Source organism: Acetanaerobacterium elongatum (assembly GCF_900103835.1).
Taxonomy (GTDB): domain Bacteria; phylum Bacillota; class Clostridia; order Oscillospirales; family Ruminococcaceae; genus Acetanaerobacterium; species Acetanaerobacterium elongatum.
Genome location: NZ_FNID01000041.1, coordinates 1 through 24,059, shown reverse-complemented (window position 1 = coordinate 24,059; position 24,059 = coordinate 1). Strand labels below are relative to the sequence as shown.

General features: G+C 44.1%; 25 protein-coding genes. 11 read left to right on the top strand and 14 right to left on the bottom strand.

Going from position 1 to position 24,059, the window contains the following annotated elements; all coding sequences use genetic code 11:
• Together tnpA and BLR50_RS12550 are read right to left on the bottom strand one after the other, a co-directional pair.
• The coding region (gene tnpA, locus BLR50_RS12555) for an IS200/IS605 family transposase (RefSeq protein WP_143008118.1) at window positions 1-206 on the bottom strand (206 nt) is incomplete at its 3' end.
• 213 nt (window positions 207-419) lie between these two features.
• Window positions 420-803, bottom strand: coding sequence for a DUF4430 domain-containing protein (locus BLR50_RS12550; protein WP_092642937.1), 384 nt, complete (start codon window positions 801-803; stop codon window positions 420-422).
• 325 nt (window positions 804-1,128) lie between these two features.
• On the opposite strand from BLR50_RS12550, the gene BLR50_RS12545 reads away from it, so the two are divergent.
• The 7 genes from BLR50_RS12545 to htpG all read left to right on the top strand — a co-directional run bounded on the left by BLR50_RS12545 (window position 1,129) and on the right by htpG (window position 8,087).
• Entirely contained in the window at window positions 1,129-2,016 is an 888-nt protein-coding gene (locus BLR50_RS12545) for a DUF5685 family protein (RefSeq protein ID WP_092642935.1), read from the top strand.
• Window positions 2,000-2,644 (top strand): J domain-containing protein, encoded by a 645-nt coding sequence (locus BLR50_RS12540; protein WP_092642932.1) that lies wholly within the window; start codon window positions 2,000-2,002, stop codon window positions 2,642-2,644. Before BLR50_RS12545 ends, BLR50_RS12540 begins: the two co-directional genes overlap by 17 nt.
• Window positions 2,631-3,185, top strand: coding sequence for a hypothetical protein (locus tag BLR50_RS12535; protein WP_092642929.1), 555 nt, complete (start codon window positions 2,631-2,633; stop codon window positions 3,183-3,185). The genes BLR50_RS12540 and BLR50_RS12535 overlap by 14 nt, the downstream gene beginning before the upstream one ends.
• Window positions 3,186-3,239: 54 nt before the next feature.
• Window positions 3,240-4,292, top strand: coding sequence for a prenyltransferase/squalene oxidase repeat-containing protein (locus BLR50_RS12530; RefSeq protein WP_092642926.1), 1,053 nt, complete (start codon window positions 3,240-3,242; stop codon window positions 4,290-4,292).
• Between the two features lies 1 nt (window position 4,293).
• Window positions 4,294-4,719 (top strand): DUF4430 domain-containing protein, encoded by a 426-nt coding sequence (locus BLR50_RS12525; protein WP_092642923.1) that lies wholly within the window; start codon window positions 4,294-4,296, stop codon window positions 4,717-4,719.
• Between the two features lie 71 nt (window positions 4,720-4,790).
• Complete coding sequence (locus BLR50_RS12520; protein ID WP_162840435.1) at window positions 4,791-6,044, top strand: EpsG family protein; 1,254 nt, start codon at window positions 4,791-4,793, stop codon at window positions 6,042-6,044.
• 156 nt (window positions 6,045-6,200) lie between these two features.
• Window positions 6,201-8,087, top strand: coding sequence for a molecular chaperone HtpG (gene htpG / locus BLR50_RS12515; protein ID WP_092642917.1), 1,887 nt, complete (start codon window positions 6,201-6,203; stop codon window positions 8,085-8,087).
• Window positions 8,088-8,147: 60 nt separating this feature from the next.
• Here the strand turns inward: htpG and BLR50_RS12510 are convergent, their stop codons facing one another.
• From BLR50_RS12510 to BLR50_RS12490, 5 genes are all read right to left on the bottom strand, one after another.
• Complete coding sequence (locus BLR50_RS12510; protein WP_092642914.1) at window positions 8,148-9,659, bottom strand: IMP dehydrogenase; 1,512 nt, start codon at window positions 9,657-9,659, stop codon at window positions 8,148-8,150.
• A gap of 169 nt (window positions 9,660-9,828) precedes the next feature.
• Entirely contained in the window at window positions 9,829-10,182 is a 354-nt protein-coding gene (locus tag BLR50_RS12505; RefSeq protein ID WP_092642911.1) for a DUF1667 domain-containing protein, read from the bottom strand.
• A 6-nt stretch (window positions 10,183-10,188) separates the two neighbouring features.
• Complete coding sequence (locus BLR50_RS12500; RefSeq protein WP_092642908.1) at window positions 10,189-11,460, bottom strand: NAD(P)/FAD-dependent oxidoreductase; 1,272 nt, start codon at window positions 11,458-11,460, stop codon at window positions 10,189-10,191.
• Between the two features lie 21 nt (window positions 11,461-11,481).
• Entirely contained in the window at window positions 11,482-12,912 is a 1,431-nt protein-coding gene (locus BLR50_RS12495; protein ID WP_092642905.1) for an NAD(P)/FAD-dependent oxidoreductase, read from the bottom strand.
• Window positions 12,913-13,103: 191 nt separating this feature from the next.
• Window positions 13,104-13,670, bottom strand: a complete 567-nt coding sequence (locus tag BLR50_RS12490; protein ID WP_092642902.1) for a glycerol-3-phosphate responsive antiterminator — start codon at window positions 13,668-13,670, stop codon at window positions 13,104-13,106.
• Between the two features lie 136 nt (window positions 13,671-13,806).
• Between BLR50_RS12490 and BLR50_RS12485 the strand changes: the two genes are divergently transcribed.
• The gene (locus BLR50_RS12485) at window positions 13,807-15,075 is read left to right on the top strand and encodes a lysophospholipid acyltransferase family protein (protein ID WP_092642899.1); all 1,269 of its coding nucleotides are present in this window, start codon (window positions 13,807-13,809) and stop codon (window positions 15,073-15,075) included.
• Window positions 15,076-15,124: 49 nt separating this feature from the next.
• Here the strand turns inward: BLR50_RS12485 and BLR50_RS12480 are convergent, their stop codons facing one another.
• Window positions 15,125-15,736 (bottom strand): DUF1836 domain-containing protein, encoded by a 612-nt coding sequence (locus BLR50_RS12480; protein ID WP_092642896.1) that lies wholly within the window; start codon window positions 15,734-15,736, stop codon window positions 15,125-15,127.
• Window positions 15,737-15,918: 182 nt separating this feature from the next.
• Here BLR50_RS12480 and BLR50_RS12475 point away from each other — a divergent pair, with 182 nt between their 5' ends.
• Window positions 15,919-16,788, top strand: a complete 870-nt coding sequence (locus BLR50_RS12475) for a DegV family protein (RefSeq protein ID WP_092642893.1) — start codon at window positions 15,919-15,921, stop codon at window positions 16,786-16,788.
• A 42-nt stretch (window positions 16,789-16,830) separates the two neighbouring features.
• Window positions 16,831-17,547, top strand: a complete 717-nt coding sequence (locus BLR50_RS12470; protein WP_092642890.1) for an SGNH/GDSL hydrolase family protein — start codon at window positions 16,831-16,833, stop codon at window positions 17,545-17,547.
• A 52-nt stretch (window positions 17,548-17,599) separates the two neighbouring features.
• Here BLR50_RS12470 and BLR50_RS12465 read toward each other — a convergent pair whose 3' ends face one another.
• The 4 genes from BLR50_RS12465 to BLR50_RS12450 all read right to left on the bottom strand — a co-directional run bounded on the left by BLR50_RS12465 (window position 17,600) and on the right by BLR50_RS12450 (window position 20,852).
• On the bottom strand, window positions 17,600-18,385 hold the full coding sequence (locus BLR50_RS12465) for a GNAT family N-acetyltransferase (RefSeq protein ID WP_092642887.1): 786 nt from the start codon (window positions 18,383-18,385) through the stop codon (window positions 17,600-17,602).
• Window positions 18,386-18,402: 17 nt separating this feature from the next.
• Window positions 18,403-19,437: a 2-hydroxyacid dehydrogenase gene (locus BLR50_RS12460; RefSeq protein ID WP_092642884.1), complete on the bottom strand. Its 1,035-nt coding sequence runs from the start codon at window positions 19,435-19,437 to the stop codon at window positions 18,403-18,405.
• Window positions 19,438-19,545: 108 nt separating this feature from the next.
• A complete protein-coding gene (locus BLR50_RS12455; RefSeq protein WP_162840434.1) occupies window positions 19,546-20,409 on the bottom strand; it encodes a patatin-like phospholipase family protein in 864 nt (287 codons plus the stop codon).
• Between the two features lie 137 nt (window positions 20,410-20,546).
• A complete protein-coding gene (locus BLR50_RS12450; protein WP_092642878.1) occupies window positions 20,547-20,852 on the bottom strand; it encodes a hypothetical protein in 306 nt (101 codons plus the stop codon).
• A 290-nt stretch (window positions 20,853-21,142) separates the two neighbouring features.
• Here BLR50_RS12450 and BLR50_RS12445 point away from each other — a divergent pair, with 290 nt between their 5' ends.
• Complete coding sequence (locus BLR50_RS12445; RefSeq protein ID WP_423230292.1) at window positions 21,143-21,655, top strand: DUF6143 family protein; 513 nt, start codon at window positions 21,143-21,145, stop codon at window positions 21,653-21,655.
• A 74-nt stretch (window positions 21,656-21,729) separates the two neighbouring features.
• On the opposite strand, the gene BLR50_RS12440 is transcribed toward BLR50_RS12445, so the two are convergent.
• Window positions 21,730-22,137 carry a VOC family protein gene (locus BLR50_RS12440; RefSeq protein WP_242871763.1) on the bottom strand — a complete coding sequence of 136 codons (408 nt, stop codon included), beginning with the start codon at window positions 22,135-22,137 and terminating at the stop codon, window positions 21,730-21,732.
• 55 nt (window positions 22,138-22,192) lie between these two features.
• Complete coding sequence (gene recQ, locus BLR50_RS12435) at window positions 22,193-23,956, bottom strand: DNA helicase RecQ (protein ID WP_278278013.1); 1,764 nt, start codon at window positions 23,954-23,956, stop codon at window positions 22,193-22,195.
• Window positions 23,957-24,059 lie beyond the last annotated feature (103 nt).

Sequence of the window (24,059 nt, the reverse complement as noted above, 5' to 3'; positions counted from 1 at the left end):
GGTATGCTTACCATCATGTGTATATGGTCGCGGCATGCCTGTGCCTCTATTATTTCCACCCCTTTTTGTTCGCATAATTTCCTAAGTATCTGCCCTATATCCACCTTGATTTGTCCATATATTTCTTGTCGTCTATACTTCGGTGCAAATACTATATGATATTTACATCTCCATTTCGAATGTGTTAAACTATTTATGTCATCCATTGACATGTCCTCCTTTGTTTTTTGATGCGGTTGGTGAACCTTCATCATTCTATCACTGGAGGACCTCTTTTCGCTATAAGCGTTCTAATTCCACCAGCAGAGCTGGTGGTTTTTTGCGCTGAAGCTACAATAAAGAGGCATATGGAGAGCATTGCGCTTTCCATATGCCTTTTTTGCGTGGTTTGAAGTTATTTGAATGATTAAAACGTTTGATTATTGAGCAAAAGCCTTATCGTAATTTAAGTATTTCCATTCGATTTTATCACCCGCAGCTATCGGCTGCTCGTTTGCCCCAAGCTGCGCCAATTTATCATTAATAAGCATTAACCATCCATCTGTTTGAGTACTGTCAACCCCTGCGATAGAGGTAATAATGCCTTTGTCACTTTTATACTCTATTTTTCCGTCCTTTAGTGCCGCTTCGGTTGCATGAATTGCATAGGCCGGGTTTGCTGTTACCTGCACATCCTTATCATATAAAACTGCGTCGTCCTGCCCTGTCAGTTTCACGTGTACGGTTATGCCCTTTGAGCCACACCCGGCAAGCAATAGAACCGAAACAACCAAGGCTGTTAAAAACATCAATACTTTTTTCATTCAATTATTTACCTCTCTTCTCCCAAGATTAAACTATAACAATAATACAGGTTACTTTTTAAACTGTCAACATATCAGATGGATTAAATATATATTGCTGCCAAAATCCGTGTAAGGATTATTCACAGAAACTTAATTGAATTGACCATAAAAATACAGTAAAATCATATGTATGAAGTTAATACTTATCATTCATTAAAACTTTTATTTAGAATCCGCGCAAAAACCATAAACTTAAGTTTTGGGGTTGGTTTTTAGAGGTTTTATAATCGTGATAAGTATAACACCTAAATCGCAATATGTCGGTATTTGAAAAGGTGATGCATTGTTTGGTTACATCAGGCCATTAAAGCCGGAACTTAGAATTAAAGATTATGAGCTTTACCGTTCTGTATACTGCGGCCTATGCAAAGAACTTGGCCGTACCTATGGCCCGCTGGCAAGGCTTACACTCAACTATGATTTTACCTTTTTGGCCATACTGGAGCTTTCACTGCAGCAAAACCCACCATGCGCCAAAAAGCAGCACTGTATGATTCACCCTTTTACCAAAAGGCTATGCTGCCAAAGTTGTAGCGGGCTTAAACTTACCGCCGCCGCAGCTTTGATTATGGTTTACTATAAAAACCTTGATAACCTTTACGACAGCGGCATTGGCGGCAAAATCGCGGCGCTTGCGTTATACCCATTTGCTGCACTATCTAAACGAAAAGCAGCAAAGCTTTACCCTCAATTGGATATAATAATCGGTGAAGCCATCGAACGGCAGACTAAATTGGAGCGGGAGCACTGTACAAGCATTGATGAAGCAGCAGACCCTACCGCGACTGTTCTGGCGAAAATTTGCGAATTGTTTTCAGATAACCCAAAGGAACAACGTGTTCTTTCCCGCTTTGGCTATCTAACCGGCCGTTGGGTATACCTGATTGACGCCCTGGATGATTTGGAACAGGACGCCGCAAACAACGGATATAATGTTTTTCTGCTGTCCGGTGCTTGCAATTGCGCAAAGCCGCAAGACTACTTTAATATAAAAAAATCTGCTGCCGAAACAATAAATCTTACACATGGTGAAATGACCAAAGCTTTTCAGCTTTTGAATTTGAAGCAGTACGCGTCTATTTTAGAGAACATTCTTTTTTTAGGATTGCCAAATACACAAGCCTTAGTGATAAGCCCTAGAAGGAGCAAAAAACATGACAGATCCCTATAAGATTCTTGGCGTATCAGAAGCCGCTACCGATTCTGAAATCAAAGAAGCCTACCGTGAGCTTGCCAAGAAATATCATCCTGACGCCTATGTAAACAACCCTCTTTCTGATCTCGCGGAAGAGAAAATGAAAGAGATTAATGAGGCTTATGATACCATTATGAATATCCGCCGCAATGGCGGAGGCTACAACAACGGAGCGTCGGGCTACAATGGTTCAACCCGCAGCGATTATGGTGCCTCTTCGCAATTTGCCGATATCCGAAGGATGATAAACAACAATCGAACAATTGAAGCTGAAGAACTATTAGACGGTATTCCTATAGCCAATCGAGACGCCGAGTGGCATTTTCTAAAGGGCAGCATTCAGTATAAAAAGGGATATCTGGATGATGCCTATGCTCATTTCAGCACCGCTTGTCGTTTAAACCCCAATAACGCGGAATATGCCTCGGCTTTAAACACCTTAAACTATCAAAGAAGGGGCGGAACCTATACCGGCCCCAACGGCGGTTATCGTACCCGCACACAGCCTATGGTGGGCTGCTCCCCGTGTGATATGTGCTGCGGGCTAATGTACGCTGACTGTTGCTGCGAATGTATGGGTGGTGACTTGATTGACTGCTGCTAAAAAGAATAAAACCAGCTTTAAGGTAGCATTTGGCGGTATTATTACCGCGTTTGCTTTGATATGCATGCTTGCTACCGGTGTGATTCCTATCGGCACCTATACCTTTCCTGCGCTTGCGGGCATTATGCTTATTGCTGTTGTAATAGAATTGGATCTAAGATGGGCTTGGGCAGTATTTACGGCTACGGCTGTACTGTCATTACTGATTGCGCCTGACCGTGAAGCGGCATTGCTCTACCTTTTCTTTTTTGGCCATTACCCTATCGTCAAGTCTTATCTGGAGCGGTTAAACCGTAAACCGCTAGAATGGCTGCTTAAATTAATAATCTTTAACGCCTGTATTCTGATATGCTACGGGTTAATTTTTTATGTGTTTCAGATGCAATATGTAATAGAAAGCTTTCAAGAATTAGGGCGTTACAGCTTAATTATCTTTTTAGCTGTCGGCAATATTGCCTTTTTTATCTATGATATAGCGCTTACGAATTTAATTACTTTTTATATTAAATGGGTACGTGTAAAAATATTAAAACGGTTATAAGTTTGTACATTATTTCTTCTGTTACCCGACCAACACGAAAGGACAATATTATTAATGAGAATCAGGCTAACAAGGTTTATATCAATATCATTAACAATGCTTATGCTTCTTCAAGTTCCACTATTTGCTTTATCAGAGGGACAAGCGAAGCCGAAAGAGATTACAAATGCACTTTCTTATTTAGCTGGAACTGTTGATGGCCGTTGGACGTCTGTTGCCGAGAATGCCGCCGGAAATATTCCTGAGAAGACGGTTGCTATTAATGCACTTCAGCAGGCTAAGAATAACTTAAAAGCGTACACCAATGTAACCGATATCGCACATGATGTACTCACCCTTTCGGCGTGCGGATATGATGTTAATAGTTTAGAAGGTACCGACTTAATCGCAAAACTTTGCGGCTACGAGGGTATGCTTCTTCAGGGAGCCAATGGCCCAATTTTTTCTTTAATAGCCATTGACAGCCGCAACTATGCAATCCCGCAGAATGCAAAATGGAGCCGGGAAGCTCTGTGTAATTCAATTCTTTCCTTTCAAAAAGGCGACGGCGGTTTTTCTTTAAACGGAAATATGGATTCAGATGTTGATATTACTGCCTATGCCTTGATTGCATTGTCGCCCTACTCCAATGATTCTAATATTTCAAATGTGATTAACAAGGCGGTGCAGTGGCTAAGCAATCATCAAAATAACGATGGAAGTTTTTCTTCCATGGGAGTAAGCTGCTGTGAAAGTACCGCTGCGGTTATTACTGCATTAATATGCCTTGGCATACCGGTAAACAACGAATTGTTTACCAAAGAAGGGATTTCTGCTTATCAGGCCTTACTTACCTTTCAAAACGGTGACGGCGGCTTTAAGCATATACAGGATGGCTCAAGCGATACACTTGCTACCGAACAAGCCGTTATGGCATTAAGTGCTGTATGCTTTGGAAAATCGCCCTTTAAGCTGGCAACCGTTGCTCCACCTGCCCAGAAATTGAGTAATCCTGTGTTAATCGTCCTGATAAGTGTAGCATGCCTGGCACTGATAGGGTTGGCTGTAATTCTAATTTATACTATCGTGAGAAGAAACAGACTTAAAAAAGCAGGATTTCAGGTGTAACATGCAGAAGACGTTTCATTTTATAATAGGTCTATTACTGGTTATTACCCTGTTGACTGCTTGTACTAATCAAAAGCTGCCTTGCGAGCCGCAGAACGCCGCCATGTCAGTTACCATATCCATAACTGGTAAGGATAACGAAACGATTCTCTCAGATTATCAAGTCGGCATATTTGACGGTAATACGGTATTAGATGTGCTTGTATACGCAGCTCAAAAGAATAACATTCAGCTTGATTATACTGGTTTAAGCAAAACCGCTTATGTAAAGGGAATTGACAACCTATACGAGTTTGATTACGGCAGTGCTAGTGGCTGGGTTTATGCAATCAATGATCCTGTAAACTGCCCTGGCGAAAGTTGCGGAGCCTATAAGCTAAAAGATAAGGATCAAATCCGGTGGAAATATATTACTGAAAGGCTATAATAATAATCTTGTAATCCTTTTGCATGTCTGGTAAAATGAACAGGATATATTTTAGGGGGCTTGATGGCATTATGTGGTATATTTATTACATCATGATGGCGATAATTCTCGGTTTAGGTTTTTTATTGTCATATAGAGGACAATCAAAACAGAAAAATCTAATCTTTTTAGGCATTTCATTTGTAATGCTGGTAGTTATTGCCTCCCTGCGCTACGAAGTAGGGGACGACTATTACAATTACATGATGGTATTTAACAGTATAAAGAATACGCCCTTGACTGGAGCCATTACATACAACTATGAGCCCGGATTTTTCCTGTGGTGCAAGCTGATACAACTCTTTACTCCCCACTTCCAATGGTTTTATGCTTTAAGTGCTATTGCTACTACAGCCCTCGTTTTTTGGTTTATCTATAAAGAATCTAAGCTCCCATTTCTAAGTGTTTATCTTTATATGACATTAATGTTCTACTATTGGTCTTTAAGCCTCATGCGTCAAATCTTTGCTGCTGCAATCTGCACATTAAGCATTAAATTCATTCGTGAGAAAAAATTCATTCCTTTTCTGCTAATTGTTCTTGCAGCCGCATCCTTCCATAAGTCGGCTTTAATTATGTTACCTATATTCTTTATAGCGCAGATTAAATTCAACTGGAAGTCTGTATCAATATTAGGCGGTGCAGCACTTCTCTGTTTTATATTTGCCAACGATATTATGAGCTTTGTGGTAAATCTTCTTGGGTCAGCTTACACTGATGCATCAAAATACGCTCAAGGAAGCCTGATAATTTACGGTATCTTCCCCACTTTTGTGTTCATCGCGGCATGGTGCTTTAAGAAAAAGCTCTTGGAGCAAGACCCAACCAACAATGTCTACCTTAATTTTATGTTCTATTCCTGCGTTATATCTTTATTTATTGCAAGAGTATTTATTGTTGAGCGTTTTGCCGTATACTTCTTCCTTTCTTCCATTGTACTGATACCCAATATGATTATGACCTTAAAGGCCCCACAGGAAAAGTTGACAGCCATTGAAGATGCAAAATCAGAGATAAAGATACTGAAAGGTTCACAGCTGAAAACAAAACAGCAGGAATTATTAAAACTCAGCAATGAGATTAAAGATTCTAAAGTGTTCTTTGGGTTTGCTTTGGGTTGTGTTGTTGTATTTACCTTGTTTTATCATATGTTCGGATTCTCCCATAATTATTATAAGGTACAGAATTATCAGACAATCTTTGATAAACACCCAATAGAGAAATTTGCCGGCCAACGCCAACAGAACCAGAATTACCTGGATTCTATCGGGTATCCTATTGATTAGCAAAATTCATTAACAGATTTTTTACCTTTTGCTCTTGAAAACCTTCACATGTTATATTATAGTAGTATTAGCACTCGATATCGTCGAGTGCTAATACATTTTAAGGCTTAATCGGTTGTACAAATTCCTGCAATCTCGAGAAAGGATGATCATTTTATGGCAAAAAAACAGTTTAAGGCGGAGTCGAAGCGGCTTTTGGATTTGATGATACACTCCATATATACGCACAAGGAGATTTTCCTGCGTGAACTGATTTCAAACGCCAGCGACGCTATTGATAAGCTGTATTTTCGCTCGCTTACAGACTCCTCCGTGGGGTTAAACCGTGAAGATTTTGAGATTAAGCTGGCTGTTGATCAGGACAAGCGGCTGCTTACCGTCTCTGATAACGGCTGCGGAATGACCAAAGAGGAGCTTGAAAACAATCTTGGCGTAATTGCTAATAGCGGCTCCTTCGGCTTTAAGAACGAGCACAAAGATCAGAATGATATTGAAATCATTGGCCAGTTTGGTGTTGGATTCTATTCTGCCTTTATGGTAAGCAGCAAGGTAACCGTAATAAGCCGTGCATTTGGCTCCGATGAGGCCTACCGCTGGGAATCTGCCGGCGCAGATGGTTACACCATCGAGCCTTGTGAAAAGGAGCACTTCGGTACCGATATTATCCTCACCATTAAGGAAGATGCCGAGGGGGAAACCTTCGGTGAGTTTCTTGAAACCTATCGTATTACCTCTATTGTAAAAAAATATTCAGATTATATCCGCTACCCCATCACCATGGATGTTGAGCATGAGCACCTAAAGGAAGGCAGCAAGGATGAATATGAAACGGTAATTGAGCATGAGACCTTAAATAGCATGATTCCTCTTTGGAAGAAAAATAAATCCGAGATTACCACCGAGGAATATAACAGCTTTTACAAGGATAAATTCTATGATTATACCGATCCGTTAAAGGTCATCCACAGTAAAACGGAGGGCAGCGCGACCTACAACGCGCTGCTGTATATCCCCGGAAAAGCACCGTTTGACTACTACTCCAAGGAGTATGAAAAAGGGCTGCAGTTGTATTCCAATGGTGTATTGATTATGGAACGGTGCGCCGACCTGCTGCCCGACCATTTCAGCTTTGTAAAAGGGCTGGTGGATTCTCAGGATCTTTCACTGAATATCTCGCGCGAGATGCTGCAGCACGACCGGCAGCTCAAACTGATTGCCACAAGCCTTGATAAAAAGATTAAGAACGAGCTTGTAAAGATGCTAAAGGATGAGCGTGAGACCTACGAGAAGTTCTATAAATGCTTTGGCCTGCAGCTCAAAATTGGCGCATATACCGGCTACGGAATGAACAAAGAACACCTGAAAGACCTGCTGATGTTCTATTCTGCCGAGCAGAAAAAGCTCATCACCTTTGAAGAGTATGTAGGCGCTATGAAGGAAGGGCAGGAGTATATCTTCTATGCTGCCGGGCAGAGTGTGGAGCAGATTGCCCTGCTGCCGCAAACCGAGCTGGTTCGTGATAAGGGGTATGATATCCTTTATCTTACCGATGATGTGGACGAGTTTGCCCTACGCATAATTGACGAATATTCCGGCAAGAAGTTTAAGTCGGTTTCCGCCAACGACCTCAACCTTGCAACTGAAGACGAAACTCAAGAGATAAAAAAGTGCAAGGAAGACCATAAAGACATGTTTGACTTTATGAAAACTGCGCTGGACGGCAAGGTAAAGAACGTTACCCTGTCAAGCCGATTGAAAACCCACCCGGTCTGCCTGAGCAGTGAGGGTGAAATCTCAATAGAGATGGAAAAGGTACTCAATGCCATGCCGGTTGACCAGAAGATCAAGGCTGACCGCGTGCTCGAAATCAATGCCTCCCATCCTATTTTTAAAACCCTTTCCTCACTGTATGGGCAGGACAAGGATAAACTGGCCTTGTACGCTAAATTGCTTTACAATCAGGCATTACTCATAGAGGGTATGTCGGTGGATGATCCTACGGCATTTTCCAATGCTATCTGTGACCTGATGGTAGGTAAATAACCTCCAAAAAAGCTTACGCCTCCGAGGATAAAACCCCGGAGGCGTTAAATTAAGTTTGAATTATTTATTATAAAGCGTAATGTTGTTATCCTTTAGTACAACGTCATGTGCGCCGCCTTCTACTATGCTTGTAGACGATACCAGTGTAATTTTTGCCTTTTTCTGCAGCTCTGGAATAGTTAATGCGCCGCAGTTACACATGGTAGAGCGAACCTTGCTCAACGAAAGGGTTACATTATCCTTTAGGCTGCCAGCATAGGGAACGTAGGAATCCACACCTTCTTCAAACGATAGTTTTTGCGCTCCGCCCAAATCGTAACGCTGCCAGTTCCTTGCCCTGTTGGATCCTTCACCCCAATACTCCTTCATATAGGTTCCGTTCACGTTTACCTTGTTGGTTGGGCTCTCATCAAAGCGGGAGAAGTAGCGGCCAAGCATTAAGAAGTCAGCACCCATGGCAAGGGCTAGTGTCATATGGTAGTCGTGTACAATACCGCCATCGGAGCAAATGGGCACGTATACGCCGGTTCTTTCAAAGTATTCATCTCTCGCCGCTGCCACCTCAATCAGCGCAGTAGCCTGCCCACGTCCGATTCCCTTCTGCTCACGGGTAATGCAGATGGAACCGCCGCCGATACCAACCTTTACAAAATCAGCACCCGCTTCTGCCAAATAGAGGAATCCCTCTCTATCTACAACATTACCGGCGCCAATCTTTACACTGTCGCCATAGGTTTTACGGATGTAAGAAAGCGTAATCTTCTGCCACTCGGAAAAGCCCTCGGAAGAATCGATACACAACACATCTGCGCCTGCCTCAACCAGGGCAGGCACACGTTGTTCAAAGTCACGTGTATTGATACCGGCACCCACAACATAGCGCTTAGATGCATCCAGCAGCTCCAGCGGGTTTTCTTTATGCGAAGAATAGTCCTTGCGAAATACCATATAAACCAGTTTACCGTTATCATCTACAATCGGCAACGAATTAAGCTTATGATCCCAGATAATATCGTTGGCTTCTTTCAAGGTAGTGTTCTTCGGTGCGTATACCAACGACTCCAGCGGGGTCATAAAATCCTTTACCTTGGTATCGAGCGGCATACGGCTTACACGATAATCGCGGCTTGTTACAATACCCAGCAGCTTGCCGTTTGCGGTACCGTCTGTGGTTACCGCTACGGTAGAATGCCCCGTTTTCTCTTTTAAGTCAAGAATATCCTGAAGGGTTGCATCTGGCATGATATTGGAATCACTCACAACAAAGCCTGCCTTATAAGCCTTCGCCCTTGCTACCATTGCCGCCTGGCTCTCGATAGACTGTGAACCGTAGATAAACGAAATACCGCCCTCCTTGGCTAATGCCACAGCCATCTTATCATCGGAAACCGACTGCATAATGGCGGAAGTAAGCGGTATATTCATGGTAAGGGAGGGTTCTTCCCCCTTTTTAAACTTTACTACAGGGGTTTTCAGGCTTACATTGGTCGGTATGCATTTATCGGAGGAATAACCCGGTATGAGCAGGTATTCACTGAAAGTGCGGGATGGTTCCGAAAAATAATACGCCATTGTATAACGCTCCTCTTATTTTTACATTCTAAAGTATTTTTGCTATTATACATCAAATAATTGAATATCACAAGCAAAAAATGAATCTCAGAAAAGATTTATCGCAACTGCACAAAATACAGTAAAAAGTTAAACAAAAGGTTTATCAATGCTGTATTCCAATTATAGATCAAACACTTTCAATGGTTTTGGTAGCTATTACATTTATCGGGAGACCCAGCAAATTTTTTAAAACAATATTCCCGCGTTTGACAGGAGCTTTCACGGTAACACGGTTAATTTCATCCATTGCCCGAAACAGCACTTGCTTTGGTATATCTCCGTCTGTTTTTACCGGCAGCCTTGCAATTGCGGCTCCCTCAACTTTAACGGTTGTGGTAAGTACACGCGTAGGGTTTGTAAGCTCCTTACAGCCATATACTGCTCCCCGCTCGCAGCCATTTCCGGTTACCTTATAGTCGTTCTCTTCATCAATCTTTAAATGGCACCCTTTCGGGCATACAATACAGATAAGCTCTTTCATTCGCTATCACTCCTTTACTACCGAAACCGTCACCGTTTTATCCTTTACCTTGTCAAACAACTGCTTTGGAAATACAATCTTCTCCATCTCTCCCGGAGCCAAATGTTCACGTTTAAATGCGGCAAGTGTTTCCCCGCCGGATGAAATAACAATGTTTACACCCTTATAGACATTATTCACTCTGAAAAACAACTCGGCAAATTTCTCTACCCTCTCGGTGCGCAGCCTTTGCGGCACCGTATAGGTTACCCCCGGGCCATTTGCAACCTCTATAATGTCAGAAGGTACTTCTTTCTCCTGCTTGGCATACAGAGCGGCACTTTTGCCTGCCTTCAGGCTTTCAGCGGTAACAAAGTCCACCAGATCATGAACATGCACGACATTCCCACAGGCAAAGATACCCGGTGCAGAGGTTTCCATGTTCTCAAACACCACAAGGCCGTTTGTACGCTTGTCAATCGTCAGCCCTGCTGAACGGGAAAGTTCGTTTTCGGGTATCAGCCCCACCGAAAGCAGAATCGTATCGCAGTCGAAGACAATCTCGGTGCCTTTGATAGGCTTTCGGTTCTCATCAACCTTTGATACCGTCACCTTCTCCACCCTTTTGTCTCCCTGAATATCGGTGATGGTGTGGGATAGGTACAGCGGTATATCATAATCGTTTAAACATTGAACAATATTGCGGTTTAGCCCATTTGAGTAAGGCATCAGCTCTACGCAACCCAATACCTTGGCGCCCTCCAGCGTCATCCTTCTGGCCATAATAAGCCCGATATCCCCTGAGCCTAGAATCAGCACGCGCCGGCCCACCATGTAGCCATGGATGTTCACATAAAGCTGTGCCGTACCGGCTGTAAAGATACCGGCCGGCCGGTCTCCCGGTATGGCAATAGCACCCCTAGTGCGTTCGCGGCAGCCCATTGCCAGAACGATAGCCTTTGCACGCAGCTGCATATAACCGTTTTCGCTGTTCACCGCATATACGGTTTTGTCCGGGCCAATCTCCAGAACCATTGTATTTGTCATAACCTCTGCTTTGGTATTCTCCCGAAGCATATCGATAAACCTTCCGGCATACTCGGGGCCGGTAAGCTCTTCCTTAAAATAATGTAAACCGAAACCGTTGTGGATACATTGGTTTAGTATACCGCCAGCCTCATGGTTGCGTTCTATAATCAAGATATCCTTGGCGCCGTTTTCATATGCTGCTATCGCAGCGGCCAAACCGGCTGGCCCTCCGCCTATCACAATCACATCGTAGTTCTTCAAGATAACCATTCCTTTCTTGCTGTAGCCCGGTTATTGCTTCGTTGTACCAGTAATGATGTTCATGCCATCACGATCCAGCGGAATCTGTTCCATTGGCAGGCCAAGCTCACGGGCAATAATCTCCTGCACCCTCGGCCCACAAAAACCTCCCTGACAGCGTCCCATACCGCAGCCGCAGCGACGCTTTACACCATCAACCGAAACAGGTGGTAACGGGCGGTGTAAAGCATCTACAATCTCGCCTTCCGTAACCGTTTCACAGCGGCAGACTATTCTGCCATATAGCGGATTCTGCACAATGATCTGTTCCCGCTCCGCGGCATCCATATGCTTAAAACGATAAACCTTACGGGTATTCACAAAGTAATCTTTAGGATTAAGCTCTAGTCCGGCGTCTTCGAGCATCCTTACCATATCGGCAGCAATTGCAGGAGCCGCAGTAAGACCCGGTGATTTGATACCCGCAATTTGAAAGAAGCCTTTCTGTATTTTGGATTCACCGACAATAAAATCATCCTGATTGCTGTTAGCACGCAGCCCCGCAAAGTTGCGTATCGAATCCCTGAAGCTGATACCCGGAACAGACAATACCGACAGTTTACGTACATAGTCAAGGCCGTCTGCGGTAGTACCTGTATGACCCGCCTCCCCCTTTTCCGCATTTGGGCCGACAATCAGATTGCCGTGTACGGTGGGCGATACAAGAACTCCTTTTCCTAATTCAGTGGGACACTGAAATATTACATGACTAACGATATTGCCCTGATTCTTATCGAGCAAGTAGTACTCGCCCTTGGACGGGCTAATTGTAAAGGAAGATACCTTTTCGGCCAAGCTGCTGACTTTATCGGCCAATACTCCAGCGGCATTCACCACAAATCGCGATTGAATCGTTTTATCACCTGTAGAGACATGGAAAACACCATTCTCCTTTTGTATCTCTGCAACCTCACTGCGCAGCAAAACCTCCGCGCCGTTCTTTACAGCTGTTTCGGCAAGCGCAATGGCAAGCTCCCATGGGCTTATAATACCTGCAGTGGGTGCCAACAATGCTCCTTTTACCTCTGGGTTAAGGTTGGGCTCTAATACAAGTGTTTCCTCGTGATTAAGAAGCTTTAAATCCGGTACTCCGTTTTTATCTCCTCGTTGCTTTAGTACCTTTAGGGTTTCAAGCTGATCTTCGCTCAGTGCAACTACAAGCGAACCAATCTGCTTATAGGGCACATCCAGCTGTTCACACAGCTGTTTAATCATACGGTTGCCCTCTACGTTGTATTTGGCCATCGCAGTTCCGTTTTCCGGGTCGTAGCCTGCGTGCACGATAGCACTGTTTGCTTTGGTTGTACCAATTGCCACATCATTCTCTTTTTCGATTAATACCGCTTTCAGGTTGTACTTACTTAACTCGTATAACAGAGAGCAGCCGCAGATACCTCCGCCGACGATTGCTACATCATACATTCGTTGAATCATTTCCTTTCTGCTGGTACTTAGACTAATCCGTTGCGCTTTGCCGTTATTATGACGCGAAAAGAGCCAAGCACCCAAGGCCTGCCTCACCGCAAGCCACATCATGCCTGACTCTAAAACTCTCAGCAAAGTATTCACTTTAGGTTTATTATACCATTAAAATTATAGGTATTCAAGCACATTTACATAAACCATACACTTTGGTTGGTTGTTGATATTGCAACCGCTCCGCTATTCAGTGCTGCGATGATATCCTCTTTGTCGGTAATTAACCCACCGGCAATAACAGGGGCAGAGATCATGGTACACAGGCGGCGGATAATCTTTGGCATTGTGCCCGGCAGAACCTCTACAAAATCTGGCCTGCAGGTTTCCATCTGCTTGATAATGTTCTCAAACGCAATGGAATCTATTAAGAAAAAGCGTTGGATAGCTATTAACGAAAGCTCCTGCGCTCGTTTGATCAGCGCGGGCTTAGTACTGATAATCCCGTCTGCCTCGGTGTGCCTGCTGATGTAATCCACAGCTACCTCTTTAGCAGCAAGCCCTGTAATTAAGTCGATATGTACAATGGCAGTTTTGTCGGCCTGCTTAATGCGCTTTACAATCTCTTCGATATTGCACAGGTTACCAAACAACACAAAAACAATACGGCTTTCTGACTGAAGGCAGCTTTCAAGGCCCGCTTCATCCTTTACCGCTGCGATAATGGGGCAATCATCAAAGAGATTTGAATAGCGGCTAAACATATTCTTAATCACTCATTTCTATGTGCTTTCTCACACTTTTCAGTAATTATGTTGTGTTGGTAAAATATATATGTTATGCTGTAATAAATCCATGATTCATTGCATTATAACTTAAATAAACGTAACGGGGGCTAACATGAACACACAGCCTGAAAAGATTAAGCGTTTTGATATGAAAGCCAAACCAAAGCGCCAGTTGGCTGTACTAAAGCCGCTGGCCTGGCTGCTGAGCTTTCCTTCCCTGTGGCTGCACCGTGTAAAAATACATAAGGTAAATATGGGCGGTCTAAAGCCTCCCTACCTTTTGCTATGCACCCATATGGCGTTTATGGATTTTAAGGTAACTACTGCTGCAATTTTTCCCCACCGCGCTAATTATGTGGTTGCAATAGACGGTTTCATTGGCCGTGAATGGTTACTGCGCAATGTGGGCTGTATCTGTAAGCGGAAGTTTACAAATGACACCAAGCTTATCCGCCATATCAAACACGTGGTGGAGGTAAATAAGGATATTCTGGTAATCTATCCTGAAGCAAGGTACTCCTTGATTGGCACTAACGCGGTACTGCCTCAATCCTTAAGCAAGCTGGTAAAGCTTTTAAAGGTTCCGGTTGTAGTGCTTAATATTCATGGAGACTATCTAAACTCGCCCTGCTGGAATCTTTCAAAACGAAACAACCGCGTTGAAGCGGATATGGCACAGATTATAACGCAGAAGGAAACCGCAGAACTAACCGTGTGCGAAATTGAGCGGCGTATTCATGAAGCATTTGTTTATGATGAATATGCGTGGCAAAAGAAAAATGCCATTCGAATCAAATACCGCAACAATGCCAAGGGGCTGCACAAGGTACTATATCAGTGCCCTCATTGCATGACAGAGTATAAAATGAACTCCGGTGGTACGCAGCTTTGGTGTGAGCATTGCGGGAAGATTTGGGGCATGACAGAATACGGAGAATTGAACGCCTTAAACGGAGATACCGAGTTCTCTCATATCCCTGACTGGTATGAGTTTGAGCGCAGTGAGGTTCGTAAGCATATACAAAATGGAACCTATTCATTCTGTGGTGAGGTGACGGTGGAATCGCTTCCCAACTCTAAAGGTTACATTCCTCTTGGCAACGCGCAATTAACGCACAACTTAAACGGCTTTGTGCTTACCGGTACTTTCGGCGGTAACCCCTTTGAGCTTCATAAAGAACCACTCTCGATGTATTCTTGCCATATAGAGTATGAATACCTCGGCAAAGGAGATTGTATAGACCTTTCCACACTGGACGACACCTACTATATATATCCTAAGGGGGATTGTTTTTCGGTTACCAAATTTGCTTTGGCTACCGAAGAGCTTTACAATTACTGTTACGCGCAATTAGAAAACGAAAAAGCAAAGCAAGCTTAATACTATATTCATTAGGTCTGCCTCCGCACAATCGTGCTTGGGCAGGCCTTTACTTTTTGGCCTTTGATCTTTTCTCATCGGCCGCTTCCTGCTCAGAGGCTGCTTCATCCTCTTGCTCTCGCCACAGGTTGATAACCTTTTCCGCAAGGATTTTGCTGGAGTTTGCAACAGCGGCCATCTGCAGAACCAAGGTTTCCAACGCAAGCTCTGGTTTATCCTCGCCGGGTTTACTCAAAAGTTCTTTATCTCTTGCAAGCTCTACCGCAGACCGAGTAGCCTGCTCCTGCACAGCACAGAAATGATTATATACTTCTTCTATAGAAGAGATTTTTAACTGATAACTGATTAAGTCGGTAATCGCAGATATCGGCAGCACCTGCTTTAAGATGCAAATCATCAGCAGATATGCTATATGCGTGCGGGAATACTTCTTCTTTACAGGCTGCGGGATAATATCCAGCTTCACATAGTTATTGATAATAGAAGGAGAAATGAGCTTGGACGGTGAATCGCCGGGGAAATTGGAGAGTATCCTTTCGGAAAACACTATTACCTGGTCCATGTACAGATCCAACTCAGGCAGTTCATGCCAACGCGGTATATGAAATGAAACGATGGTTCCTGCCCAAGATTCCAGCTGTTGCTGCAGGGTATCGTCCATCTTGTTTTCACTCCTTTTTATCGTTTTACTTCAAATATGGTTATACTAATATCTATATTTTAACACAGAATGTCCATAATTTCAACAGTGTTAAAAATCACTTGACTTGGTATATAATAAATGATAAACTAGTTTTAAATACTAGATGTTATTGTAATTACCATACATAGGGGGAGGCCATTATGAGCTTTGAGATTGTAACCGATTCTTCCTGCAACCTGCCAGAGGAAATGATTGACCGTTATCGCCTGCATATCCTTTCTTTGATGTTCCGTGTGAGCGGTAAGGAGTATTACAGCTACGAAAAGGGCAAGATTACCGACCTTAAGCCGTTCTACACCATGATGCGTAACAAAGAAGAGATTACCACCTCTTTAATTGATATGAATACCTGCCTGCCCGTTTTTGAGGAACTGCTCAAAAACGGCAAGGATATTCTCTATATCGGTTTCTCATCCGCACTCAGCGGTACCTACCAGGTTGGTTCCATGGTGCTGGAGGATTTGAAAAGCTCCTATCCTGACAGAAAAATCTATTATATCGACACCTTGGGTGCCTCTCTTGGCGAAGGCTTATTGGTGTATCATGCCGCTGAGCTGCGCAGAGAAGATAAGAGCATAGAAGAGGTTTACCAGTGGCTGCTGGATAACCGCTTGCACCTCTGCCATTGGTTTACGGTTGATGACCTTTTCTTTTTAAAACGTGGTGGTCGTGTTTCGGCAAGTTCCGCGGTGCTGGGAACAATTTTAGGTGTTAAACCGGTATTGCACATGGATAATGAGGGCAGATTAATACTAATGGAAAAGGCACGCGGACGCAAGAATTCGCTGGATGCACTGGTTAACCATATGCAAGAGACCGCAATCAACCCCGAGGAGCAGATGATCTTTATTACACACGGCGACTGTATTGAGGACGCAAAGTATGTTGAGAATCAGGTTCGCGAACGTATGCATGTAAAAGATGTCTTAATCAACTATGTTGATCCGGTAATCGGTGCACACTCCGGGCCAGGAACTGTGGCACTGTTCTTTTTAGGTACCCACCGATAATTAAGCTTTATACTGTTAGACACAGGAGGACAGAAAAGCGTTATGAATATTGTAAAACAGGTACAAATCTACGGTGATTCGATTATGAAAGGGATATTACTTGACGCACAGAGCAAGAAGTATTACCCCATGGCCGAGAATACCGCAGAGCTGTTTAAAGAGGATTTCTCGGTAGAGATTAATAACCGTTCCAAATTCGGTTGCACGATTCAAAAGGGGCATGAGCAGCTGAAAAAGTCGTTAGATAAGGGGCTTGCCTGCGATATGGTGCTTCTGGAATACGGCGGAAACGATAGTGATTATAACTGGGAAGAGGTTTCTGCCGCACCCGAGGCCAAGCACCAGCCGCATACACCTATCAAGCTTTTTGAAAGCATCTACCGTAGCATGATTTTGGAATTAAAAGAGCATAACATTATCCCGCTTGTGATGTCACTTCCACCCATTGACGGTGAGAAATATTTAAAGTGGATAACCCGCAACGGGTTAAGCGAACAAAACATCCTTCGTTTTCTTGGCGATGTACAGATGATTTATCGTTTTCAAGAGTTATATTCATTAACCGCAACCCGAATCGCATATGAATGCGGCGCAATGTTTGTTGATGTTCGTTCCGCCTTTTTAGATAAACACAACTATAAGGAGCTAATCTGTGAGGATGGAATACATCCCAACAAGACCGGTCACCAGCTTATTCAGCAAACCCTAATAAGCTTTGCCGAAGGGCACTTAAAAAACCCCATGCAGATATATGCGTGAAAAGTATTCCCCTTTCAAAAAAAGTACCCGTCTAACGACAGGTACTTTTTTGTTATGAAAAATGAATGGCGTAAGCGGTGTATTCCTTATCAAAATGATAACCCAGCTTCTCACTTAATGCAACCGAGGCGGTATTGGCCGCATCCCAGCTCGGGTAAAGCCCATGTTCGATACAATCTAAAACCAAGGCAGCACCGCAAACAAGCGCCAAGCCCTTTCGCCGATAGCTCTCCAGCGTATCAATTTCAATCTCTATACCGTCGTCATAAACGGTATAGGACGACGCTCCGCTTACCAAGCGCCCATTATGCAGGATGCCGTATCCCCTGCCCCGTTTTATGTAATCGGCAGCTGTGGCAAAATTGGCGCACAGATCGCGTGACCATTCGTTGCCAAGCGCCTCGTGATACAACGCTTCGTCAAACCTTTTGAGGGTATATTCAGAGGGCAGCGCCTTAATATAAGCTCTTAGCAGGTCGCGGTTGAAGTTGTCCCCTTCTTTTTTAATGGCGTAGCGGCTGAATTTCTCAAGGCCGTTAGGATGAATAGCCTCTATCAATTCACACCATTCATCGTTCAGGGGAATTACATATATCGTATCTTTGTTAAACCCTTTCGGTGGGAGGTTTCTCACCAGTGCCTCCGATTCCTTGGTCTTCGCATTACCGGCAAAGAAGCACATATCCGCAACCACAATCTGTGCGCAGGCAGGATGATCTGCATTATCAGCCCACGCAGTTCCCATATGCCCTTGCAGACAGGTATATATCATCGTTTCGGTTGAATGAGAAAACAGCGGCGCAATATTAACCATCTGATGTTGAGCTAATTTTATCATGTCCTGTACCTACTCTCCTAAAAACAGCGGTTCGCATGTTTCTTCTCGCAGGTTGGAGCTTTATCGCACTGGTAGCAGATTTCATTCTTAAGCTCTTCACCGTCAAAGTAACTCTTAAGGTTTTTAAGTGTCGTCTCCGCGATATTATGCAGTGCCTCATTGGTTAAAAACGCCTGATGAGAGGTTACAATCACATTGGGCATGGAAACCAAGCGGGCAAGAATATCGTCCTGGATAATCGTATTGGAGAAGTCTTCAAAGAAAAGCTCCGACTCCTCTTCGTATACATCCAGGCCCGCAGCACCAACTTTTTTACTCTTGATTGCCTCAAGTAATGCCTCGCTGTCTATCAGCGCCCCGCGCGAGGTGTTCACAATTACAACTCCGTCACGCATCTGAGAAAGGGTTTGACTGTTGATCATGTGGTGGGTATCCTTGGTGAGCGGGCAGTGAAGCGAAATAATGTCTGCTTTACTGCAAAGTTCCGAAAGTGATACATATTCAATTTGCTTACCTTCAACCGGGAACGGATCGTAAGCCAACACCTGCAAGCCAAACCCGCGGCAGATATCAATGAACACCTGCCCAATCTTACCGGTACCTACAACGCCGATGGTTTTGCCGTGAAGGTCAAAGCCTGTCAGGCCGTTAAGGCTGAAATTATAGTCACGTGTGCGGTTGTAGGCCCTGTGAATTTTGCGGTTGAGTGTCAGCAGCAGCGCCATGGCATGTTCTGCTACCGCATAGGGCGAATAGGCCGGCACACGCACTACATGAATCTTGTTATATGCGGCCTTAAAGTCCACATTGTTGTAGCCGGCGCTCCTTAAGGCAAGAATTCTAATACCCTGCTTATATAACGTTTCAATAACCGGGGCGTCTACCGTATCGTTAACAAAGGCCACTACACCATCGCTGCCTGCGGCCATTGCAGCGGTATCTTCATTAAGCTTATTCTCAAAATATTTGATTTTAAAATTATAGCTTTCTTTAAGCTGGTCGAACCAGATTTTATCGTAGGGCTTAGCGTCAAAAAAGGCCAGTTTTTTCATTGTAACACATCCCATTATTTAATTCTGTCCCAGGTTTCGCTTATATGAATGAATCAAATTGAAGAATCATTAAGCAAGACCTATTATCTTTATACCATTTTTTCTGCCTTATGTAAACATCGCCCTGATAATCGGCATCATATGCTTGGCGCCTTCATACCCCGCCTGCATACAGCCGGACATATATTCAAAATCCAGGATACCCATCTGCTGTGGCAGCTTAGGTTTAAGAAGTAGCTCCTCGCCCGTACTGGTGCAGTTCTTCAGTCTGCGGTTCATAATTGCGAGAGAATGTGTTGAAATCTCAAGCAGATTCTCCCCTTTATCGCGCCGGTAATTTTGCGATATATCCACAGCCAGTATATTCTTCTCACCGGTTGCGGCAAGCAGGTACGACGGAAGATTATCGGATAGTCCACCGTCCAGCAGCACAAAATCCCCCGATGTTTTGGGGCGAAAAACCACCGGCACGGCTGTTGAAGCGCGTATGGCCTCGGAAAGCCGGATATTATCCCGCCATAATACGCCTTCTATGGCCGGCAGCCCCAAAGTATTATTGGTATAAACAACCGTCCGCCCGCTTGCAAGGTCGGCGGCCGGAATTACCACACGCATCTGAGCCTCTTTGATAAACTGGTTCTGGGTATAATGAGCGATAAACTGCTCGAGTTTATCTCCCTTTATGAGCCCCGTTATAGAAGGCATACGCCCTGTAAGCAGCTGAAGCAGTCCCTTGAATATCCCCTTATAATCAGGGTCCATTAGGGCTTTACCGTTACGCTCCAGGTGATAAACCATCTCTTTCAGCTTCATTATATTTACGCCGGAAGCATAGAGGCCTGCCACTATCGAACCGGAGCTGGTTCCCGCTACTGCCCGCGGTATCATTCCTGCCTCTGTAAGAGCCAGCAATACCCCAACATGGGCGGCACCGCGAGTACCCCCGCCACCAAAAGCAATTCCGAAACCCATAAAAATGATCATTCCCTTCCTGAAGGATCATTGAGCAACTATGTCCCCGTCTATTATATGCCGGCGCCTGTGTGAAGGTGACGATAAAAGCCGCTGCCCTAACAAAAAGGAAGCCATAGAAACGGCTTCCATAATAATTATGTTTGATTTGTTATTTCATCTTCTGCAAGCCAGCGGTGATATGCCCCATTTTCCAACCTGAGATCATAGAAACAGGTTTGTGGAATTACCTTAACAACCTTCACCAGCATACCTTCATTCACCGTCGGCGGATGACCGATAGTTGAAATAATCCTCGCGTAATCTCCCGTTCTTAGGCCACGGTTCAGGGCTACGTTTACTGGCTGCAGCTCAGAACCTGAAAACCAACGATGCAGCTCTCCGCTTGGGAGCTTAACCGCATAAAGTGCTCCTACCTGTGGGGAGATAATGGTTGCACTCATGCCGCTTACAACCTCCGGTGGATGGTTAGCCAAAGATACGACTACATCTCCTTTGCGGTACTGCGGGATACAGTTACAGTTAAATGGCAAAATACCCCCTCCCTTCTGCTTATATTTTATGAAGTGAGGAAGATGTTTGTGAAGTCATTCCCTTTTAAATGCACCACCAATTTTGTTGAAACATAGAATAGACTATGAGGTTACAATAAATATTGAGGGTGATGTGATTGTTTGACGTTGATTATCATCCATTCTTAAACGGACGATGCCCTTTCAGTAAAAATGTCAGTGTGCCGATGGAATTATATGAATCATTAAAAGGCAATTACTTTATCGGTTATGCTGATAATCTAAGCTTTGGCAACGGAACAAGCGCGTGGGCAAGGCTATACAATCCGCCGGATTCCGGTGTTAACCTTTATGCAAACGTTTGGACTGTTACCGATATCTCCACTGCGCCATTTCGTGCACAATTCTGGTTTAACTCCGTACCACCGGGTACACCGATTGATTCATTGGATGTAACCCCTTCCAACACCGCTATTATTCCCGCGCCGAAGCCTAGGGTAAAGCTTCAGCTGGCGTCAAATGTAACGGGTGAGCCAAGCGGTGGTATAAAAGCATTCGTACGTCGAGGGCAGCCGGAAGTAACCCTGGTTGAAACCGAGAATGGAAAACTCATCTTTCCGCCCGGTGGTTCGTTCCTGGTATTTCTTTCTATCAGTGATGTTCCCGATATCGCAGCCTCGGGCAGGGTTGCCATGGGGTGGTGGGAAGAGAGCATATATCGACCCTGTATTTAATCTTGCAATTATTTATCTACTACAACACAAACGCCGCTCGGCAAAACCGGGCGGCGTTTGTGAAATGCAAACTACTAGTCTGCTTTACATAAACAAAAGGGATGTCCTGCAGGGTCGAACATTGTTACAAAATAGGTGCCGCCGAACTGTTCCGGCGCCTTAACTGCACCTAAAGATTCGGCCTGCTTAACAGCAGCAGACACATCGGGTACCTGAAAATCAAAATGCATCTGTTTTTGCTGCTTACCTTCCTGTTCAGGCCAAACAGGCACCACATATCCCGGTTCGCTGATAAACAAAAATACAATGCCATTTTCGCTGCGTACAGCAGGAAGATCGTATAGTTCACATCTCTCCCAACCAAGAAGCTCTGCGTAAAACTCACGCAGCTTATTTTGGTCGTCGCAGTCAACCATTACATTTCCTAAACAGATACCCTCAATCATCAGTGCTACCTCCCGCTCGTCACAATTATTATACAAAATAGCAACATGGCCTACCGATTGAGTAAAAAGCTTTTTTATTTGGAATGGCTGATTATTTTATAATCAACATATCGTTTTGATATTTTAAAATAGCATTGATAAACAGCCAACCGTATCTTTCCTGCTTAACCTTCCCAACCCCTGAAATCGCCAGCAATTCATCGTTTGATGTGGGAAGCTTCTCGCACATATCACGAAGGGTAGCATCAGTGAATATAATATATGCCGGTACGTGGGCTTCTTCAGCAAGCTTGGTTCGAAGCCTTTTTAATTCGGAGAACAATTCTTCATCTTTAACGTTGACAGCCACTTTATTAGTGGATACCGCCTTCTCAGCTTCTTTAACAAGCCTCATCTGCAACGGCTTTTTGTCCCGAACAATCTCCAAAGACTTTTTAATAGACCGGACTACCGCATATTCCTCGTTCGATAATTCCAAGTAACCATATTCTATTAAGTAATCAATGATAGTGCGAATTCTTTGAACCGATATTTCGGACATTATGCCATAGGTCGAGATCGTATCCATATTGAATCGCTTAATTCTCTCATTTTTGATGCCATGAAGAATATCGGCCAGCATAGCTTTGCCAAAAGACTTCCCGCGCTGCTCAATCCGATAAACGCAAGATACAATCTTCTGAGCCTCAATGGTTATATCCGTCAGTTCAAAGTTGCTGTTGCAATTAGAGCAGTTACCGCAATAATTAGGGGAGCTTTCTCCAAAGTATTTTAATATATACTCCCTAAGACAACTCGCGGTTGTACAATAGTATGTTATTGCCTTTAGCCGTTCTCGATCCTTTATCCTTTTTCGTTCCAGAGCCTCTAGGTCTAATTCATCATTTTCATCATTGCTGTTTTCAATCAGGAATTGATTCAGCCTTACATCTTGACCACTGTACAGCAGGATACAATCTGCAGGCTCACCATCTCTTCCCGCTCTGCCGGCCTCCTGATAGTAGCTTTCCAAGTCCTTCGGCATATTATAGTGAACCACAAAGGATACATTGGATTTATCAATCCCCATGCCGAAGGCATTGGTAGCAACCATCACAGCCTTGCGGTCGTAGATAAAGCTGTCTTGATTATTTGTTCGTTCGTTTTCATCTAGGCCGGCATGGTAGCGTGTAGCAGAATACCCCTGCTTATTCAGTTCATTGCAGACCTCCTCAACCGTTTTTCTGGTTGAACAATATACAATACCGCTTCGGTTACGAAACTTCTCCAGTATTATGATCAGCGCCGCAAACTTGTTTTCCGGTTTCTGAACCTCAAAATATAGGTTGTGACGATTAAAACCTGTCGTAACAACTTTCGGGTTTATAAGCTTGAGGATGCTAGTCACATCGTCTCGAACGTCTGCTGTAGCCGTAGCAGTAAACGCGCTGATAATCGGACGATACGGAAGCTTACTGATGAAATCAAGGATTTTCAAGTAGCTTGGTCGAAAGTCCTGCCCCCACTGGGAAACACAATGAGCTTCATCAACGGTAATCATTGATATTTTGATTTGTTCTGTAAGTTTGAGTAAATCGTCTGACACAAGCCGCTCAGGAGCAACGTAGATGATTTTATAGGTACCATCCATCGCACGCCTTAACACTTCAACATACTGCTTATACGACAGTGTGCTGTTGATATATGCTGCCTTTACCCCTGTTTGAACCAATGCATTAACCTGATCTTTCATAAGGGAAATCAGCGGTGAAATTACCAGCGTAATGCCCGGCAACAATATAGCAGGCACCTGATAACAGGCGGATTTACCCGCACCGGTAGGCATTATTCCAAAAGCATCCCTACCGGATAGAATTGCGTCTATTAATCAAAACCACCAGTTAAACTGGTGGTATGCACCAGCCCTAAAAGGGCATATTACTGGCACAGCGTCTCAAGACGCACTGAATGGTTCCGCC